Source organism: Aquabacterium sp. NJ1 (genome assembly GCF_000768065.1).
Taxonomy (GTDB): Bacteria; Pseudomonadota; Gammaproteobacteria; order Burkholderiales; family Burkholderiaceae_C; genus Aquabacterium.
Map to the genome: position 1 here is coordinate 4678396 of NZ_JRKM01000001.1, position 18590 is coordinate 4696985.

The window sequence follows — 18590 nt, forward strand, 5'->3', positions numbered from 1 at the left end:
CAATCGCGATGCCCAAGATAACCGTTCCCCGCAGCGCGCTGGGCACCAAAGGCTGGACAGCCGTGTTGGCTGCGGCGATCACCGTGCTGGTGCTGGCACCTGTGCTCAATCTGCTTGTCCCGGCGGGTTCGGCGTTGCACCTGTCCGACTACGCCGTGGCGCTGGTCGGCAAGATCATGTGCTACGCCATCTGCGCGCTGGCGATGGACCTGATCTGGGGCTATACCGGCATCCTGTCGCTGGGCCATGGCCTGTTCTTCGCCCTGGGGGGCTACGGCATGGGCATGTACCTGATGCGCCAGATCGGCCGTGATGGCAGCTACCACAGTGATTTGCCTGACTTCATGGTCTTCCTGGACTGGAAGACGGTGCCCTGGCACTGGACCTTCAGCGAGTCCTTCATCGCCCAGATGATCCTGGTGGTGCTGGTGCCCGGCTTGCTGGCCTTCATCTTCGGCTTCTTCGCCTTCCGCTCGCGCATCAAGGGCGTGTACTTCTCGATCATCACGCAGGCCATGACGTTCGCGGCCATGCTGCTGTTCTTCCGCAATGAAACCGGTTTCGGCGGCAACAACGGCTTCACGGACTTCAAGCGCATCCTGGGTGTGCCCATTGCGCAGCCGTCCACCCGCATGGTGCTGTTCGTGCTCACCGGCCTCACACTGATCGGCTTTTACCTGATGGCCCGCTGGCTGGTGAACACCAAGTTCGGCCGCGTGCTGCAGGCCATCCGTGATGCTGAGAACCGCGTCATGTTCTGCGGCTACAACCCGCTGGCCTACAAGCTGGCCATCTGGACGCTGTCGGCCGTGATGTGTGCCATCGCCGGCGCCTTGTACGTGCCGCAGGTCGGCATCATCAACCCCAGCGAGATGTCGGCGGCTTCGGGCATTGAGATCGCCATCTGGGCGGCGGTGGGTGGCCGGGCCTCGCTCATCGGCCCGATCATCGGCGCCTTCTTTGTCAACGGCGCCAAGAGCTGGTTCACGCAGGTCTTCCCCGAGTTCTGGCTGTACTTCCTGGGGGCGCTGTTCATCCTGGTGACCTTGTACTTGCCCGACGGCATCGTCGGTGGGGTGAAGAAGCTGCTCAACAAGAACACCGAGGTGAAAGCATGACGCCGGAGTTGATGGAAGAGGGCACCAAAGCCCTGAACAAACACCTGGGGCTGGCGGACGGTGGCGCCGGTGAATCGGGTGGCCGCACCGCCTCGTATGGCCGCGTGGTCGAACCTGATCAACTGGACGTGACGCACGGCTCCATCCTGTATCTGGACGACATCTCGGTGAGCTTCGACGGCTTCAAGGCGCTCAACAAGCTGTGTCTGAATATCGCCGTGGGCGAGATGCGCTGCATCATCGGCCCCAATGGCGCGGGCAAGACCACGATGATGGACGTCATCACCGGCAAGACGCGGCCTGATGCGGGTACCGCCTTTTTCGGTTCCACCATCGACCTGCTGAAAAAGCGCGAAAACGAGATCGCGCAGATCGGCATCGGCCGCAAGTTCCAGAAGCCCACGGTGTTCGAGCAGCTCAGCGTGTTCGAGAACCTGGAGCTGGCCTTGAAGGCGGACCGCCGTGCACGCGCCTCGGTGTTCTTCAAGCTCGACAGCGCCCAGCTCGACCGCATCGGCGAGATGCTCAAGCTCATCCACCTGAAGGATCAGGCTCAGCGCACAGCCGGGCTGTTGTCGCACGGCCAGAAGCAGTGGCTGGAGATCGGCATGCTGCTGATGCAAGACCCGAAGCTGTTGCTGCTGGACGAACCCGTGGCCGGCATGACCGATGAAGAAACCGAGCGCACCGCCGAATTGTTCTTGTCGCTGGAAGGCGCGCACTCGCTGGTGGTGGTGGAGCACGACATGAAGTTCATCAACGAACTCACTACCCGAGGCGCCAACGCCGATCGCAAGAAGGTGACGGTGCTGCACGAAGGCTCGGTGCTGGCCGAAGGCACGCTGGCGCAGGTTCAAGCCAACGACAAGGTCGTTGAAGTCTATTTGGGGCGTTGAACATGTTGAACGTAGAAAGCGTCAATCAATACTACGGCGGCTCGCACATCCTGCGTGGCCTGGACTTCGAGGCCAAGGTGGGGGAGGTCACCGTTGTGCTGGGCCGCAACGGCGTGGGCAAGACCACGCTGCTCAAGAGCCTGATGGGCCTGGTGCCGATCAAGTCGGGTGCCATCAAGCTGGGCGGGCAGGGTATCGACAAGCTCAAGCCTTATGAGCGCGTGCGCCTGGGTGTGGGTTATGTGCCGCAGGGCCGTGAGATCTTCGGCCGCCTGACTGTGGCCGAGAACCTGCAGATGGGGCTGGCCAGCAAGCCGGGCGGTGCCAAGGTGCCCGAGCAGCTGTTCGAGTTGTTCCCGGTGCTCAAGCAGATGATGCACCGCCGTGGTGGCGACTTGTCTGGCGGGCAGCAGCAGCAACTGGCCATCGCGCGCGCACTGGCCGCCGGCCCGAAGTTGCTGATCCTGGACGAGCCCACCGAGGGCATCCAGCCCAGCATCATCAAGGACATCGGGCGTGCCATCCGCAAGCTGGCCGACGAGGGCCTCAATGGCCAGAAGATGGCCGTGGTGCTGGTGGAGCAGTTCTATGACTTCGCCGCGGAACTGGCCGACCAGTATCTGGTGATGGAGCGCGGAGAGATCATCCGGCGCGGCCGAGGCGCGGACATGGAAGCCGACGGCGTGCGCCAGCTGATGTCGATCTGAGCCTCAGGCTTTTGCGCCGTCTTCGCTGAAGGGCAGCAGCGCCTTGGCCGCTTCAATGCGCAAGGCCAGCGGCGCCGCCTCGTCGTTCATCACCCGAAGCAGGAAGCCCTTGGGGTCCAGCGCGGGCGGCAGGGGCGCGCCGTTGCTGGCTTGAGCACCCGGGGTGCCGGGCGTTGTCGCTGCCTGCGGTGCGGGCTGGAGCAGTGACTGTGCATGCTGGAAGGCAGCGGTGGTGATGCAGTCGAGTTGCGACAGCAGATCGGCCTGACCATGCTCGCTGGGCGGGAAGTCCAGCCAGGGCGTGTCGGCGAACACGGGCGCCAGATCCGGCGCAACGAAGGCCGACCAGTGTTCGGCGTTGACCTGCTGGGCAGGCACATGGCTGGCGTGCGGGATCTTTGATGGGGCGCAGGCGTCGACCGTCGGCAGCAAGGTGACGCGATTGGCAGCGACCTCTGGCAGGTACCGCGCGCGCAGGGCCTCCAGAAACGCAAAGGCCTGCGCGGCCGGCACGGCCTCGGCCAGCGAGAACCAGAGCTGGTAGCCATCAAGCCCGGAGACCGCAATGCCGGGTGCAGGCAGCGCCAGGTCGAGCTGCACGCCTCGCCAGACCGCGGACAAGGCCTCCCAATCGGCAGGCCTGGCCAGCTCCAGCACCATCGCCCGCACCCGGGCATGCTCGTCGACCAGTGGTGCGGTTTGCCCGCCGGTGTGCGGGCAGACCGTGGTGTCCGGCAGATAAAGGCGTCGCCATTCGGTTTGAAGTCTGCTCATGGTCGGTTCGTGTCCATGCTGAATCAGGCCTTGCCTTTGCCCTGGTAAGGGCAGTATCCCGGCCGGGGGCCGACCTGCGGGTGGCTGCGACACGTGCCTGGCCGTCGCTCGTACACCGTGCAGCGGCGCGTCTGTGCGTCCAGGAAGTGGCAATCCCCATTGGCTCGGCGGGCCAGGGTGAAGATGCTGTGCTTGAAGTTGAAATGCTCGATCAAGCCCGCCTTGCTCAGGCGTTTGGCAATCTGCTTGGGCGCCTCGTGTTCGGCCTCGAACGGGTCGACCAGTTGCAGGCGAACCAGGTCAGGCAGCCTGACCTCGACCGGCATGGTGCAGCAATTGGCCACGCAGGTGTCGCACAGACCATTGCGGTAGCGGGTCCAGGTTTCGGGCCGGTCAACGTCGACAAAGTAGATGGAAGGCTTCATGACAAGGGTGGTACAGCGCAGGGCGCATTTTGCCCGCTCGAATCCGGTTGCGATTCACGCCATGAAACACACACCGCCGCCAAGCAGGTAGACTCGGCGCTCTTTTGTAATCAGGACAGTCGAAAGGACCCGCCATGCCCGTCACCACCACCGCTTCCGGCCTGCAATATGAAGACACCGTCGAAGGCTCTGGCGAGGTCGCCAAGGCCGGCGCTTATGTGACCGTGCACTACACCGGCTGGCTGTACGAAGGCGGCGTCAAGGGTGCCAAGTTCGATTCCAGCAAGGACCGCAACGATCCCTTCGAGTTCCCCCTGGGCGCCGGCCATGTGATCCGTGGTTGGGACGAAGGCGTGCAAGGCATGAAGATTGGCGGCACCCGCATCCTCGTGATCCCGCCTGCGCTGGGCTATGGTGCCCGTGGTGCCGGTGGCGTGATCCCTCCCAACGCGACGCTGATGTTCGAAGTCGAACTGCTGGGCGTCTGATCACCCATGTTCGCCCCCAGCCAGGAGCAGGTTCGCCGCTTCTTCTGCGATGCCTGGTCCAAGCACCAGGCTGGCCAGCCGCTCACGCCTCTGGAGGCGCAGGCGGCTGACTGGATCGCCGAGCACCCCGAGTACCACGAGGATCTGGCTGATGTCGAGGCGGCCATTGCCCGCCAGTACACGGTGGAGGAGGGGCGCACCAACCCCTTCCTGCACCTGTCCATGCACCTGTCCATCACCGAACAGGTCAGCATCGACCAGCCGCGTGGCGTCAAGGCAGCCGTCGAGCGCCTGGCGCACCGCCTGAACTCCCTGCACGAGGCCCACCATGTGGCCATGGAAGCCCTGGGCGAGATGGTCTGGGAAGGCCAGCGATCGGGCAGACCGTTTGACGGCGAGGCTTATGTGGATCGCCTCCTGATGCACGCGACGCGTTGATCGGGCTCTTGTCAAGTGTGATTTTCGTCACGAATCAGGTAGGTGATGTGTGACGTAGTCCATCCACACAGGGGATGGCCGCGCCTTTAAGCGCACCCGGGCAGGCCCTAAACTCACAGGGTTGTAATCCGCTGTAACGGGTGCCTCATGCCAATTCTCGCCATGTCTGCCGGGACGGTCACCGCCGTCTGGGGTAATGCCTTTGTCCGTTTGCCCGATGGTTCGCTCAAGCCTGTGCAGGTGGGCGACAAGGTCAAGGGGGGCGAGCGCATCCTCACCGATGAAGACGGCATCGTTGAAATCTCGCCGGCCCACGGGGCATCCATCCTGCACAAGGCGACGGTGGCACCTGATGCGGTGAGCAAGGCGATTGCTGGCATCGAGGGGCAGGACCCCGATCAGGCGCCTGCTGCCGGTTTGACCGGTGGGGCTGAAGGTGGCATGCAACCTGGCTTGCGTGTGGACCGCGTCTCCGAATCGGTGGGGCAGTTGGCCTTTGAGTTTGGTACGGCACGTGATCAGGCCGCGCCGCCAGTGGGCTCCTCCGCAGACCAGCGTCTGCTGGCGAGTTCCTTGCCGCAGGCCAGCATCAATGACGTGGAAGTCAACGAAGGCGCGGGGTCTGCCACCTTCACGATCACGTTGGACAGGGCCTCGACCAGCCCGGTGACGATCCAGTACGGCACGCAGTCCGGTACTGCCGCGGATGGTGACTTCTCGCCGCGAAGCGGATCGGTGACCTTCAACCCGGGCGAAACCAGCAAGACCGTGTCGGTGCCCATCGTGAACGACGCCGTTTATGAGGGCCCAGAGGATTTCAGGGTCAAGCTCAGTGCACCCACGAACGCGGTACTGGCCAAGGACACCGGCCTGGCAACCATTCACGATGACGGCACAGGCAGCACGCCTGCAGGCGTCACCGCCGACGATGACCGGCCTCATGTCGTGAGCGTCAGCGATGCCCAGACGACCGAAGGCGGCGATCTGGTGTTCCACGTCAAGGTCTCTAACGAAAGCACCACGCCCACGACCTTGACGCTCAAGCTGACAGGGTTGGGGGACCATCCTGCGCTTCCTGGGGTTGACACAGGCAGCGACATCAAGGTGTCGATTGACGGCGGTTCGCCAGTGTCTGCCCAGATCGATGCCAACGGCAACATCACGGTTCCGCTTCCTGCTTTCACTTCGCCGAACACCGACATCGCCGTCCATGTGTCAACCAAGGTCGATGGCCAGGTGGAGGGCATCGAGGCACTGCAGTTGTCTGTCACGACCCCCTATGACACCGTGGGGCCGGCCAATACCGGTACTGGCATCATTGTGGACGCCGACACCAAGCCTTACATGCTCGTGCTCCAGGGCGAACCAGCCGTCGAAGGCAACCCGGTTGGCTTCAATGTCGTGCTCACGCATGCCACCGACGCGCCCGTCACGGTCAAGCTGGCCCTGGCCAACATCACCGACGCCAGCGGCGTGCCCGACCCCGAGGGCGCGCGTATCGGCCTGGATACCGGCACCCAACTCGAATACCAGGCCGCCGACGGCAGCTGGGTCAATCTGCCTTCCACAGGCTTGCTGACGTTTGCACCTGGCCAGACCGAGTGGCATGTGCGCGTGGCCACCGTGGACGACAAGGAAGTCGAATCCACCGAGTACGTCAAGCTGATGGCCACGGTGGTGGCTGGCGACACGGCCAACGGCCTCAACGTGCCCACATCCAACAAGACCGCGCTGGTGGACAACGACCTGCCACCCGTGGCCGCCGTCCACGATCACGTGTCCGCCACTGACACCAACCTGATGATCATGCTGGACACCTCCGGCAGCATGAACTCGGACAGCGGCATCCATGGCCTGACGCGCATGGAAGCGGCCATCGAGGCCGTCAACAACCTGCTGGACCGCTATGACCAGATCGGTGACGTGGCCGTTCGCCTGGTGACCTTCTCGACCAACGCGAGCGAGCAGGGTACGGCCTGGCTCAGCGTGTCGGAGGCCAAGGCCTTGCTGGCCTCGCTGGAACACGCCGGCGATGGCGGCACCTACTACAACCACGCTTTGTCAGCGGCGATGACCGCCTTTGACACGGCTGACGGCAAACTGGGCAACGCCCAGAACGTGGCCTACTTCCTGTCCGATGGTGTGCCCACCGAGCCTCATGTTGGCACCAACTTGGGCGACGGCCGCCTTTCTGCACAAGAGCTGGCAGACTGGTTGAACTTTGTGGACAGCCACCAGATCAAGAGCTACGCCATTGGCATGGGCGGCGATGTGAGCCAGACCTTCCTTGACGGCATTGCCTTCGATGGCCAGGCGGTGGCCGACACCAACGGTGTGGTTGTCTCGGACTTCGCCCAGCTCGATCAGGTTTTGAGCGGCACGACCCATGACTTCGTGCAGGGCAGCATCTCGACCGGCGGTGCGCTGGGCCAGGCAGGCAGCGAGTTCCTGCATGTGTCCAGCATCGTGGTCGATGGCACCGAGCATGCTTTCCAAAGCGGCGTCCTGACCTTGCACACCAACCTGGGTGGGCTGTTCAGCATCGACATGAGCACGGGCGAGTACAGCTACGCCGCACCAGCCCAGCTGGCAGACGGCGTGGCCACCGAGATCATCGGCTTCAGCCTGATCAATGAACAAGGGCAGACGTCCACGTCCACGCTGGACATCCAGTTTGACCACACCCATGTGATCGCCGGCACCAGCCTGGGCGAAACGCTGACGGGCAGCAACACAGCTGACTGGTTGATGGGCCGCCAGGGCGACGACATCATCGTGGCAGGCGGCGGCAATGACCAGTTGTTCGGCAACGCTGGCAATGACGAGCTGCATGGCGACGCGGGCGACGACCTGCTGGTCGGCGGGCAGGGCAATGACACCATGTTCGGCGGCAGTGGCTCTGACGTGTTTGCCTGGCACTTGAGCGACCGCGGCGCGTCTGGCGCCGTGGCGGACCGTGCCTTAGACACCATCCAGGACTTCGATGCCCATGCGCACGCTGCCGGTGGTGATGTGCTGGACCTGCGTGACCTGCTGCAAGGTGAGAACACGGTGGGTGGCACAGGCAACCTGGACCACTACCTGCAGTTTGATAGCTCGGGCGGCAACACCATCATCAAGGTGGCACCGACGGGTGACTTCGTGCCGGGTGATGCCGCTTCGGGCACGGCCTCGCAGCACATCGTGATCGATGGTGGCCACTTCCTGAGCGACCTGGGGCTGGATACGAGCGCCACGAACGTGCAGATCATCGCCAAGCTGCTGCAGCAAGGCAACCTGCTGGTCGACCACGCCTGATTACGACCCGGGCGAGCATGAAAAAGCCCGCCTGGTGGGCGGGCTGATGAAATGCGAGTGAGGCCTTGTTGGCCTCCTTGCATTTACTGCTTGAACTTGGGCTGAGGCACCGTCTTCAGGTCAGAGGGCAGGCCGCCAATGTAGTTGGCCAGCATCTTCAACTCGGGCAGCGTGAACAGCTTGGCCTGTGCGCCCATGATCGGGTTGGCGCGGCCAATCTGCGGGTTGTCCGAGGTCTGGTAGGCCTTCAGCGCGACATACAGGTAGTCGGCATGCTGGCCTGCGAGTTTGGGGTAGCTCGGGTCGATGGGCTTGTTCAGGCCTTCGCCGTGGCAGGCCGCGCAGTTGCCCTTGGTCAGCAGTGCCTGCACCTCGGGGCTGGGGGCGCCACCCTTGCCAGGGCGCTGGGGCATGTCCTTGCCGCTGGCCTCGTAGTACGCGGCGATGTCGGCGATGTCCTGGTCAGACAGCGGGCTGGCGATGCCCTTCATCGTGGGGTGCTTGCGCTCGCCCTTGCGGTAGGCCGTGAGGGCAGAGGCGATGTACTTGGCGTTCTGGCCAGAGATCATGGGCACCTTGTGCACTTCCGGGAAACTGGCCTGGTAGCCAATGATGCCGTGGCAACCAATGCACATGGCGATCTTGGACTTGGCCGCTGCGGCGTCGCCGGGCTTGATGTCTTGCGCCATGGCGCCTGAGGCGACGAGGCCTGCGAGGGTCAGCACACTGAGATTTTTGAAGATATGGGACTGTGTTTTCATGTGTCTGGCAGGGGAAAATAACCGGCAGGTGGAAAAACACGAGACTGCACCCCATTATTGGGGCCCAGCCTATACTCGAACACAGTAACAACCCGGTTGAGTCAGCGCATGAAATTCCAAGGTACCGATCAATATGTCGCCACAGATGACCTGAAACTGGCCGTGAATGCGGCTTTGAAGCTACAGCGCCCCTTGCTTGTCAAAGGCGAACCGGGTACGGGCAAGACGATGCTGGCCGAACAGGTGTCCGAAGCCCTGGGCATGCCGCTGCTGCAATGGCACATCAAGTCGACCACCAAGGCCCAGCAAGGTCTGTATGAGTACGATGCCGTCAGCCGCCTGCGTGACAGCCAGTTGGGCGAAGAAAAAGTCCGCGACATCCACAACTACATCGTCAAGGGCGTGTTGTGGCAGGCCTTCGATGCGGACCAGCCCGTGGCCTTGCTGATCGACGAGATCGACAAGGCCGACATCGAGTTCCCCAACGACCTGTTGCGCGAACTCGACCGCATGGAGTTCTACGTCTACGAGACGCGCCAGCTGATCAAGGCCAGGCACCGCCCCCTGGTGATCATCACCTCCAACAACGAGAAGGACCTGCCCGACGCCTTCCTGCGCCGTTGCTTCTTCCACTACATCCGCTTCCCGGATGCGGCCGTGATGAAGCAGATCGTGGAAGTGCACTTCCCGCACATCAAGCAGGACCTGCTGACCGCAGCCATGCGCCACTTCTATGAGGTGCGCAACCTGCCGGGCCTCAAGAAGAAGCCCAGCACCTCCGAGCTGATCGACTGGCTCAAGCTGCTTGTGGCCGAGGACATCCCGGTCGAGGCGCTGCAGAGCAAGGACGAGAAGGTCAGCGTGCCACCGCTGGTGGGCGCCTTGCTCAAGAACGAGCAGGATCTCAGCCTGTTCGAGAAGCTGGTCTACATGGCCCGCCACAACCGCTGAAGCGGCTTGCCCCGATCAGGCCTGCCGGCTGTGCACAGGCCGGTCGGCGGCCATCACCACACGGTTGCGGCCTTCGGCCTTGGCCTGGTAGAGCGCCTCGTCAGCGCGCTTGAGCAGGGCCTGCAGCGATTCACCGGGCTCGCCCGCACAGGCCAGGCCCGTGCTGATGCTGACCGAGATGTGCTCGTCACCCCAGGGGATGTTGATCAGGCACACGGCTTCGCGCAGGCGTTCGGCGGCCTGCAGCGCGCCATCGTGCAGCGTGTGCGGCAGCAGGATGCAGAACTCCTCGCCGCCATAACGCGCCACGCGGTCCACCTCGCGGGCCTGCGCCTGCAGTGTGCGCGACACCGCGCACAGCACCGCGTCGCCCGCGGCGTGGCCCAGGCGGTCGTTGATGCGCTTGAAGTGGTCGATGTCCACCAGCAGCACGGTGTAGGGGTCACCAAAGCGCTGCAGGCGTTGGTCTTCGCGGTCCAGCAGGTATTCGATGGCGCGGCGGTTGAGCAGGCCCGTCAGCGCGTCGTGGTGCGAGAGGTGCTCCAGGCGGCGCACCAGGCGCATCACCACGATGTAGCCCAGCACGAAGCTCGCCAGGATCGACATGGCGACACTGGAGAACACCATCGCAAACTGCGAGGCCTCGTTGGACCACTTCATCCAGGGCCAGTGCGCGCCGGGGGCCGCATAGGTGAGCGCCACCAGCCCGAACACGGTCACGACCAGGCTCAACATGGTGGTGTGCATCCAGGCTGTGACGGCATTGAACTCCGTACGAAGCGGGTTGAATGTTTCGCGTGCTGTTCGGCCCAGCGCCCAGCACATGGCCAGGCTGCTGACCACCACGCCGGATGTATGCCAGCCTTCACGCAGGCACACCACGAGGTTGAACACGGTCACCCCGACGACCAGCACCGTGTGCGCCACGTCCGTCAGGCGGATCTTCAGGAAGAACTGCAGGCCGCGGCGCAGCGACACGGCACCCAGCACCACCAGCGAACCCGCCAGGGCAATGCGCTGATCGGCCGAGCCGACTTCCGGCAGCACGGGCAGGGCCAGGGCCAGCCCATTGGCCAGACTGGCCAGCAGCCAGTGGCGCGCCGCCTTGCGAGACAGCCCCAGCCACGAGCCAGCCACCCACCACATCACGGTCGTCAGACTGTGTGTGAGCAGGATAAAGGCCAGCAACAAATGGCGAGCTTCCATGTGAGAACTTCAGTGATGCAACAGGTAAAACCTCAAAAGACCTGCAAGGAAACAGGACGCGTCAACACGTTTTCGGCTATCCGGGGCCAAAATACAGTTTGATTCGCAGGACCGTTTCTATGCTCATCGATTTCTTCTTCGCTTTGCGCTCCGCCCGGCTGCCGGTCACCATTCCGGAGTACCTCAGCTTGCTGGAGGCTATCAAGAATGACGTGATCGGGCCGTCATTGGATGAGTTCTATCACCTAGCCAAGATGACGTTGGTGAAGAATGAAGCGCATTTCGATAAATTTGACCGGGCGTTTTCCGCCTATTTCAGGGGGGTGACGGAGGCCATCGACCTGACTCGTGACATTCCTCTCGAATGGCTGCGCAAGCATTTTGAGCGCAACCTCACGCCGGAAGAGAAGGCCAAGATCGAAGCCATGGGTTGGGACAAGCTCATGGACCGCTTCAAACAGCTGATGGAAGAGCAAAAAGAGCGGCACGAAGGCGGCAACAAATGGATCGGCACGGGCGGCACCTCGCCATTTGGTGCCAATGGGTACAACCCCGAGGGTTACCGCATCGGCCAGGAAAAGTCCCGTAACCGCAGCGCCGTCAAGGTCTGGGACAAGCGCGAGTTCAAGGACTACGACGATACAGTGGAGCTAGGCACCCGAAATATCAAGGTGGCCCTGCGCCGATTGCGGAAATTCGCCCGCCAGGGTGCCGCGGAAGAGCTGGACCTGGATCACACCATCCATGCCACGGCGGCCAATGCCGGCATGCTGGACATCAAGATGATTCCCGAGCGCCACAACACGGTGAAGGTGCTGCTGTTGATGGACGTGGGCGGCACCATGGATGACCACATCCACCGCGTGGAAGAGATGTTCTCGGCAGCCAAGTCGGAGTTCAAGCACCTGGAGTTTTACTACTTCCACAACTGCGTGTACGACTTCATGTGGCGCAACAACCATCGCCGCTACACCGAGAAGATCCCGACCTTCGACATCATCCGCAAGTACAACAAGGACTACAAGCTGATCTTCGTGGGCGACGCCACCATGAGCCCCTACGAAATCCTGCAGCCGGGTGGCAGCGTGGAGTACAACAACGAAGAGCCGGGCGCCGAATGGATCAGCCGGCTGACGCACGCCTTCCCGAACTTCGTGTGGATCAACCCCGAGCCGCAAGGCGTGTGGAACTACCGCCAGAGCGTGTCGATCATGCAGCAGTTGATGGGTGGGCGCATGTTCCCCATGACCTTGCAGGGGCTGGAGTCCGCCATGCGCCTGCTCAGCAAATAAGTTGATGACGGTAACGGGGCCGAAGGAGACGAGCAGGGGCGCGGCACGAATGTGGTCGCGGGTGTCCTCGACCTTGCTGGCCATCAGCTTGATCCTGCCTGGCTCGATGCCGGCCTGGGCGCAGCGTGAGCCGGTGTTGCCTGCCGTCTCTGCCGTGCCTGATGCAGGCGATGGCGATGCCACCACGCCTGTGCCGGCCGCTACCTTGCCGCCACCTGCCGCCTCGTCCGCGCAAGCTGCTTCTGCCGTGTCGCCCGCGCTGCCTGCAGATGCCGCACGCGCCGCACGCGCCAAGCCCGTCGTCTGGCAACTGCAGATCGACGCACCCGCGCCGCTGGACAAGCTGCTGCGCACCTACCTGGATCTGGCGCGCTTCCAGGAAGAATCCAGCAAGGACCAGAGCCTGGGCATCCGCCGCAGCGAGTTGCGCCGCCTGGTGGTGTCTGCCCCCGAGCAGGCCAGGGGCTTGCTGGAGGCCGAGGGCTACTTCAATGCGCAGATCACGACCCGCGTGAGCGAGGACCAGCCGGATCAGCCCGACAAGCCCGTGGTGGTCAGCATCCAGGTGGAGCCTGGCCCGCACACGGTGATCAGCAAGGTGCAGTTCGTGTTCGAAGGCGAACTCGATAACCGCTTGTCCAATAGCGACCCGCTGGCGCAGGCCTTGCTCGACAAGCTGGAGCGGGGGTGGGGCTTGCCGCAGGGCCAGGTGTTTCGCCAGGCGGATTGGTCCGCCGCCAAGAACGCGGCGCTCGCCCGGATGCGGGCTGATGGTTACCCCACCGCCACCTGGAGCGGTACCTCGGTGACGGTGGACGCTGAAACCCACACGGCCAAGCTCTTCCTGGTGGCCGACTCCGGCCCGGGCTTCGCGTTCGGGGACATCCGCGTGGAGGGGCTCAATCGCCAGCCGGCTTCGGCCATCGTGAACCTGGCGCCATTCCACAAGGGCGAGTCCTACAGCGAGAAGAAGCTGCTGGATTGGCAGGAGCGCATCCAGAAGCTCAATATGTTCGACACGGTGTTCGTGACCACCGATCTGGATCCGACGCAGGCCACGGCCACGCCCGTGGTGGTGCAGGTACACGAGCAGCCCTTGCAGACAGCGTCCACGGGTATCGGTATCAGCAGCAACACGGGCCCGCGCGTGTCGGGCGAGCATCTGCACCGCAACATCTTCGGGCTGGACTGGCAAAGCAAGACCAAGGTGCAACTGGGCCGCAATGAGTCGACCGGCCAGCTGGACCTGACCTCGCACCCCTGGCCCGGCAACCGCCGCGGCCTGATCTCGCTGCAGGGCTCTTACCTGGTTGACAGCGAGGACACGGTGACCACCAGCCAGTACTTGCGCGTGGGGCAGTTGCGTGAGGGCGAGCGCCTGGAGCGCACGGATTACCTGGAGTTCCAGCGCGCCGAGGTGCGGTCCGCCCAGAGCGTGGTGGTGTCCAATGCCTCGGCCGTGAGCGGCACGGCGCAGTGGGTCTACCGCGATGTGGACAGCCAGATCCTGCCCACCAAGGGCTACACGGCGCTGGGGCAGCTCACCGGCGGCCGTACCTACTCGGCGCTGGATGACGAGGGTTACTTTGGCCGCACCTATGCCCGCGTAACCTGGTACCGGCCGCTGTGGTTGCACTGGTACGCCACGGCGCGCGGCGAGATCGGCCAGGTCTACGCACGTGATCAGGTCAGCGTGCCCGATACGCTGCTGTTTCGCGCTGGTGGGGATGACTCGGTGCGCGGTTACGCCTATCGGTCTCTGGGTGTGACACGCGATGGCGTGGTGGTCGGTGGTCGGGCCATGTCGACCGGCAGCATCGAGTTCGCGCACCCCTTGTCCAGCAAGATGCCCAGCCTGTGGGGCGCGGTGTTCCTGGATGCCGGGGATGCGGCCGATCGTTTTGGCGACCTGCAGCCCAAGGTGGGGTACGGCGTTGGTGTGCGCTGGCGCAGCCCCGTGGGGCCTTTGCGCCTGGACCTGGCCTATGGCAACGAGGTGCAGCGCTGGCGCATGCACTTCAGCGTGGGGATCAGCCTGTGAACGCGCTGGGCAAGCTCTCGCGCATCGTGCTGGCCTTGTTGGCCTCATTGGCGCTGCTTGTGGGCGCGGTGTGGGCGCTGGCGCACAACGAGGCGTTTACCGCTCGCTTGTTGCCCATGTTGCCGGGCATCAAGGTGGTGGCGCCAGAAGGTGCCTTGCTGGGTGATTTCAAGGCGGCGCGTGTCGACATCGACTTGCCGCGCAGCGGGCAACTCACGCTGACCGATGTCGCCTGGCAGGATCTGCGCCTGCGCTGGGACAGCCACGCCGCATGGCACATCGGGCTGGACATGGCCTTGCTGAAAGCCAGTCGCCTGAGCTTGAACTGGGTGCCCAACCCCGTCAGCACGCCGCTGAGCGCACCAACGGATTTGAGCTTGCCGGTTGCCGTGAGCGCACGGCGTTTGCTGGTGGCCAGCGCAGAGAGCAAGCTGTGGCTGGAGCCGCTTCAAGATGTGGATGCGGTGGTGTTTGCCCAGCACAAGGCTGGCGATGCACGGGTGGTACACCAGATCAAGCTGACTCAGGTGAGTTGGCTGGGCTGGCGCCTGCACGGTGAGGCCCGCCTGGGTGTGGACAAGAAGCTGCCACTGGATGCCCGGCTGTTGGCCGACCAAGCGGCGCCCAAGGCGAGTGAAGCGGGTGGCGGCCATGTTGAGCTCCAGGCCAGGGGCCCGTTGACGGCCTTGCTGCTGAAGGGGCAATTGGCCTGGCAGGCGTCGCCGTCTGCGGCAACGCAGAAGCTCCAGTTCGATGCCGATGTGACGCCCTTTACCGCCTGGCCTTTGCCGCGCCTGCAAGCGACCGTGGCCGGCTTGAACCTGGCCGACCTGTTCGCCAGTTTGCCGCAGACGCGTCTGCAAGGGCAGGTGACGCTGGCCCCACAAGCGGCGCATGACCTGCAGGCCCAACTGGATGTGCGCAATGAGGCCGCGGGTGCCTGGGATGAGGGCCGCCTGCCGGTGCGGCAGGTACGTGGCCATGTGGCGCTGCCCGGCGTGCGTGCCGCCAAGGATCTGGCGCAGGCTGGGCAGCAGGGGGAGCTGGATCTGCTGGCCGTGTTGCCCTCCCTGGCCGGGCATGCCGATGGCCGTGTGAGCTTGTTGGGTGGCTGGGGCGGCAAGCGCGTGCTCAAGGCCTCGTGGGCCTCTGTGGAGCCGCAGGCGCTGCACCGCCAGGCGCCCCCCTTGCAACTGCAGGGCAGCCTCCAGCTCAAGCCGGATTGGGCAGGCGAGGGGAGTGCAGGCAAGGGTGGTACAGGCAACTGGGCCCGCTTGCAATCGGCTGTCATGGCCGAGGTGAAAGGCAGTTACGGCCCGAGTTTTGCCGTTGCCGCACCTGGCGCCCGGCGCGCTTCGGTCCAGGCCGATGTGCCCGTGTCGCTCGGCCTCAATGGCCACTATGGCCCCGGGCAGTTTGACGTGGCCTCACTCAGCCTGCGGGCTCAAGGGGCGCAGGCCGACCTGAACGACGCCGTGCTGAAGTGGGGCGCGAGTGCACCCATGCCCGCCTGGTCGATCAAGGGGCGGCTCAAGGTGGAGGCCTTTGACCCGAAGGTGTGGCTGCCCTGGCCCGCCGGCATGGATGGGCGCAATCAGCTCACGGGCCAGGCGGATGTGGCCCTGGACGCCAACTGGCGTGGGCATTTGAACCTGGATATGGCCCCCAGCTGGTTGGCCGGTGTGCCCTTGTCCGGGCAGGCGCAGTGGCGCTCGCCCTTGGACCGCTCGTCCATGGCCCTGGTGCTGGACGTGAGCGCGGGCGGCAACACGGTCAACGCCAGTGCGGAGCTGCCTTGGCGGCCAGATGCGCACGGGCGCCCCAAGTTGAGCGACAGTCTGCATTGGCAGGGCGTCGTGCATGCACCTTCGATTGGCAACCTCCAGCCGATTGCACCCCTGCTGGGTGCGCGGCAGCTGTCGGGCGCCATGGACGGTGAGTTCAAGGGCCAAGGTGTCTGGCCCTCCTTGAAGACGGATGGGCAGATCAGGGTGAACCGCTTGCAATGGGTGAGCACCGCTGGCGTGCCCATGGGCCTGGCATCTGCGCAAGCCAGCTGGTCGGTCGAAGGCTTGTCGGACGATGCGCCTTTGCGGCTGCAACTGGACGTGTCGCAATGGCAGACCGCCCATGTCTTGCTGGACCAGGCTCAGTGTCAGATCACGGGGACGCTGCGCCAGCACCAGTCCACGCTGTCGGCAGACCTGACGCACAAACCCAGTCAGGGCGGCAAGGTCATGGCCTTCCACGTGGCCGGTGCGGTGCAGGGCGGCTGGCAAGCTCGCACGGGCACCTGGCAAGGGCAGCTCAATGGCTTTTCGCTGAACCTGGAGGGGGCCCGGCCGCGTGTCTTGCTGGCGGTGCAGCCGGTTGGCCTCAGCTGGCGGTCGGCCGCGCAGGGCCGCTCCTTGCAGGTGGGCGCGACGGCCTTGAACATCCTGGGCGCGGGGCTGCATTTGCGCCGCCTGGACTGGCAGGCTTCTGCTGGTGGGACCGATGCCGCCGGCGCTTCGGGTGAACTCAATCTGGCGCTGGATCTGGACCCGCTGAACCTGCCTGCCCTGCTGGCCTCGTGGCAACCTCAAGCTGGCTGGGGCGGCGACCTCATCCTGAACGGTGGCATCACCCTCAAGCACAGCCAGCACCAACCCTGGGTGGTGGACGCCTCGGTGGCCCGGCAATCGGGGGACCTGTCCTTGAGCGAGCCGACCATCCAGGGCAGCAGCCCGCAACGCCTGGGCATCCGCGAGGCCCGTGTGGCCCTGCAGGCGCGAGACGGCGTATGGGCCTTGACCCAGCAGTTCGATGGGCGGGTGCTGGGCGTGCTCAAAGGGCGGCAGGTCGTGCAGGTGCGCAACCCTGCAGATCTGCCCTCGGGCAGTGACCCACTCTCCGGGGAGCTTGATCTGCAGATCGCCAACCTGCGACCTTGGGGGACATGGGTGCCCGCAGGGTGGCGCCTGACGGGCCAGATGCAGGCCAAGGCCGAGGTGGGCGGCACGCTCGGTGCGCCGCAGTACCGGGGGCAAGTCAAAGGCCAGAACCTGGGCCTGGGGCAGGCGCTCATGGGCATCAACTTCACCGATGGCCAATTGCAGATGGACCTGCAGGGCGAGCAGGTGAAGTTGACGCAACTGGTGGCGCAGGCGGGCTCGCAAGGGGGGCGCGTGAGTGTGGAGGGTGAGGCCGTGCTGGGCGCCGCGCCGCAAGCCCGGCTGTCGCTCAAGGCCGATCGCTTTGCCTTGTTGCAGCGGGTGGACCGCCGCGTGGTGGTCAGCGGCGACATGCAGGCCACGCTGGGCGTCGAGAACATCGATGTGGACGGGCGCTTGCAGGTTGACGAGGGCCTGATCGACATCACGCGCTCGGATGCGCCTACCGTGGGCGACGACGTAAACGTGGTCAACCGACCGGGGCAGGACCCGGAGGAGTTGACCGAACCCAGCAGCGTTTCGGCGAGCAGGCGCAAGCTCAACGCCAATGTGAACGTGGACCTGGGCCACAAGCTGCGTTTGAAGGGCAAGGGGCTGGATGCCTTCCTGGCGGGCAAGTTGCGCGTGACGACGCCTGGCAATCGGCCTGCGGTCAACGGCACTGTCCACGTCGAGAACGGCACCTTTGCAGCCTATGGGCAGAAGCTGGTGATCGACAAGGGTGACATCGCCTTCACCGGCCCGGTCGAGAACCCGCGGCTGGACATCCTGGCCATGCGGCCTCAGTCCCCCACGGCTTCAGCCAGCGACGTGAAGGTGGGCGTCAACATCACCGGCACGGCGCAGGACCCGCGTGTGCGGCTGTACTCCGAGCCTGCCATGTCGGAAACGGAAAAGCTGTCCTGGCTGGTGCTGGGGCGTGCGCCCACGGGCCTGGGGGGTGCCGACATCGGCCTGCTGCAAAGCGCGGCCGTGGCCTTGTTGTCGGGCGAGGGCAGTTCACCTTCTGACAACCTGGTGGCCATGCTGGGCCTCGATGAGCTGACGGTGCGCCAGTCGGAAAGCGCTGGCGCCGTGCGTGACACCGTGGTCAACCTGGGCAAGCAGGTGTCCAAGTACTGGTACGTGGGTTACGAGCGCAACCTGAACGCCACCAGCGGCAACTGGCAGTTGATCTATCGCCTGGCGCAGCGCGTCACGGTTCGTGCGCAGGCGGGTGATGACAACGCGGTGGACTTCATCTGGTCCTGGCGCTGGGATTGA

At 64.4% G+C, this 18590-nt stretch carries 14 protein-coding genes; 10 read left to right on the plus strand and 4 right to left on the minus strand.

Going from position 1 to position 18590, the window contains the following annotated elements; genetic code table 11:
- The first annotated feature begins 8 nt into the window (after positions 1–8).
- From urtC to urtE, 3 genes are read left to right on the plus strand one after another with little or no spacing between them, the layout of a single operon-like run.
- Positions 9–1118 (plus strand): urea ABC transporter permease subunit UrtC, encoded by a 1110-nt coding sequence (gene urtC, locus JY96_RS20200; RefSeq protein WP_035040154.1) that lies wholly within the window; start codon positions 9–11, stop codon positions 1116–1118.
- Positions 1115–2014, plus strand: coding sequence for an urea ABC transporter ATP-binding protein UrtD (gene urtD, locus JY96_RS20205; RefSeq protein ID WP_035040156.1), 900 nt, complete (start codon positions 1115–1117; stop codon positions 2012–2014). The genes urtC and urtD overlap by 4 nt, the downstream gene beginning before the upstream one ends.
- A 2-nt stretch (positions 2015–2016) precedes the next feature.
- Positions 2017–2721: an urea ABC transporter ATP-binding subunit UrtE gene (gene urtE / locus JY96_RS20210; protein WP_035040158.1), complete on the plus strand. Its 705-nt coding sequence runs from the start codon at positions 2017–2019 to the stop codon at positions 2719–2721.
- A gap of 3 nt (positions 2722–2724) precedes the next feature.
- On the opposite strand, the gene JY96_RS20215 is transcribed toward urtE, so the two are convergent.
- Entirely contained in the window at positions 2725–3495 is a 771-nt protein-coding gene (locus JY96_RS20215) for a hypothetical protein (RefSeq protein WP_035040159.1), read from the minus strand.
- A 23-nt stretch (positions 3496–3518) separates the two neighbouring features.
- The gene (locus JY96_RS20220) at positions 3519–3920 is read right to left on the minus strand and encodes a YkgJ family cysteine cluster protein (RefSeq protein ID WP_035040162.1); all 402 of its coding nucleotides are present in this window, start codon (positions 3918–3920) and stop codon (positions 3519–3521) included.
- A 134-nt stretch (positions 3921–4054) separates the two neighbouring features.
- On the opposite strand from JY96_RS20220, the gene JY96_RS20225 reads away from it, so the two are divergent.
- The 3 genes from JY96_RS20225 (at position 4055) to JY96_RS20235 (ending at position 8143) form a co-directional block, all read left to right on the plus strand.
- Positions 4055–4408, plus strand: a complete 354-nt coding sequence (locus JY96_RS20225) for an FKBP-type peptidyl-prolyl cis-trans isomerase (protein ID WP_035040163.1) — start codon at positions 4055–4057, stop codon at positions 4406–4408.
- A 6-nt stretch (positions 4409–4414) separates the two neighbouring features.
- Positions 4415–4846 (plus strand): DUF1841 family protein, encoded by a 432-nt coding sequence (locus JY96_RS20230; protein WP_035040165.1) that lies wholly within the window; start codon positions 4415–4417, stop codon positions 4844–4846.
- A gap of 147 nt (positions 4847–4993) precedes the next feature.
- Positions 4994–8143 carry a Calx-beta domain-containing protein gene (locus tag JY96_RS20235; RefSeq protein ID WP_081961502.1) on the plus strand — a complete coding sequence of 1050 codons (3150 nt, stop codon included), beginning with the start codon at positions 4994–4996 and terminating at the stop codon, positions 8141–8143.
- Positions 8144–8226: 83 nt separating this feature from the next.
- Here the strand turns inward: JY96_RS20235 and JY96_RS20240 are convergent, their stop codons facing one another.
- Complete coding sequence (locus JY96_RS20240; RefSeq protein ID WP_035040170.1) at positions 8227–8904, minus strand: cytochrome c; 678 nt, start codon at positions 8902–8904, stop codon at positions 8227–8229.
- Positions 8905–9012: 108 nt separating this feature from the next.
- On the opposite strand from JY96_RS20240, the gene JY96_RS20245 reads away from it, so the two are divergent.
- Positions 9013–9855 (plus strand): MoxR family ATPase, encoded by an 843-nt coding sequence (locus JY96_RS20245; RefSeq protein ID WP_035040171.1) that lies wholly within the window; start codon positions 9013–9015, stop codon positions 9853–9855.
- Positions 9856–9870: 15 nt separating this feature from the next.
- Here JY96_RS20245 and JY96_RS22610 read toward each other — a convergent pair whose 3' ends face one another.
- The gene (locus JY96_RS22610; RefSeq protein WP_052162802.1) at positions 9871–11061 is read right to left on the minus strand and encodes a diguanylate cyclase; all 1191 of its coding nucleotides are present in this window, start codon (positions 11059–11061) and stop codon (positions 9871–9873) included.
- 119 nt (positions 11062–11180) lie between these two features.
- Here JY96_RS22610 and JY96_RS20255 point away from each other — a divergent pair, with 119 nt between their 5' ends.
- From JY96_RS20255 to JY96_RS20265, 3 genes are all read left to right on the plus strand, one after another.
- Entirely contained in the window at positions 11181–12353 is a 1173-nt protein-coding gene (locus tag JY96_RS20255; RefSeq protein WP_035040173.1) for a VWA domain-containing protein, read from the plus strand.
- A gap of 61 nt (positions 12354–12414) precedes the next feature.
- Positions 12415–14394 (plus strand): autotransporter assembly complex family protein, encoded by a 1980-nt coding sequence (locus JY96_RS20260; RefSeq protein ID WP_161784372.1) that lies wholly within the window; start codon positions 12415–12417, stop codon positions 14392–14394.
- Positions 14391–18590 carry a translocation/assembly module TamB domain-containing protein gene (locus JY96_RS20265; RefSeq protein WP_035040175.1) on the plus strand — a complete coding sequence of 1400 codons (4200 nt, stop codon included), beginning with the start codon at positions 14391–14393 and terminating at the stop codon, positions 18588–18590. Before JY96_RS20260 ends, JY96_RS20265 begins: the two co-directional genes overlap by 4 nt.

What these genes read in the sequence shown, in the direction of transcription:
- JY96_RS20240 (WP_035040170.1), bottom strand. Translation starts at nt 8,904, where the DNA reads ATGAAAACACAGTCCCATATCTTCAAAAATCTCAGTGTGCTGACCCTC.
- JY96_RS20215 (WP_035040159.1), bottom strand. Translation starts at nt 3,495, where the DNA reads ATGAGCAGACTTCAAACCGAATGGCGACGCCTTTATCTGCCGGACACC.
- JY96_RS20220 (WP_035040162.1), bottom strand. Translation starts at nt 3,920, where the DNA reads ATGAAGCCTTCCATCTACTTTGTCGACGTTGACCGGCCCGAAACCTGG.
- JY96_RS20255 (WP_035040173.1), top strand. Translation starts at nt 11,181, where the DNA reads ATGCTCATCGATTTCTTCTTCGCTTTGCGCTCCGCCCGGCTGCCGGTC.
- urtC (WP_035040154.1), top strand. Translation starts at nt 9, where the DNA reads ATGCCCAAGATAACCGTTCCCCGCAGCGCGCTGGGCACCAAAGGCTGG.
- JY96_RS20245 (WP_035040171.1), top strand. Translation starts at nt 9,013, where the DNA reads ATGAAATTCCAAGGTACCGATCAATATGTCGCCACAGATGACCTGAAA.
- JY96_RS20230 (WP_035040165.1), top strand. Translation starts at nt 4,415, where the DNA reads ATGTTCGCCCCCAGCCAGGAGCAGGTTCGCCGCTTCTTCTGCGATGCC.
- JY96_RS20235 (WP_081961502.1), top strand. Translation starts at nt 4,994, where the DNA reads ATGCCAATTCTCGCCATGTCTGCCGGGACGGTCACCGCCGTCTGGGGT.
- urtD (WP_035040156.1), top strand. Translation starts at nt 1,115, where the DNA reads ATGACGCCGGAGTTGATGGAAGAGGGCACCAAAGCCCTGAACAAACAC.
- JY96_RS20225 (WP_035040163.1), top strand. Translation starts at nt 4,055, where the DNA reads ATGCCCGTCACCACCACCGCTTCCGGCCTGCAATATGAAGACACCGTC.
- urtE (WP_035040158.1), top strand. Translation starts at nt 2,017, where the DNA reads ATGTTGAACGTAGAAAGCGTCAATCAATACTACGGCGGCTCGCACATC.
- JY96_RS22610 (WP_052162802.1), bottom strand. Translation starts at nt 11,061, where the DNA reads ATGGAAGCTCGCCATTTGTTGCTGGCCTTTATCCTGCTCACACACAGT.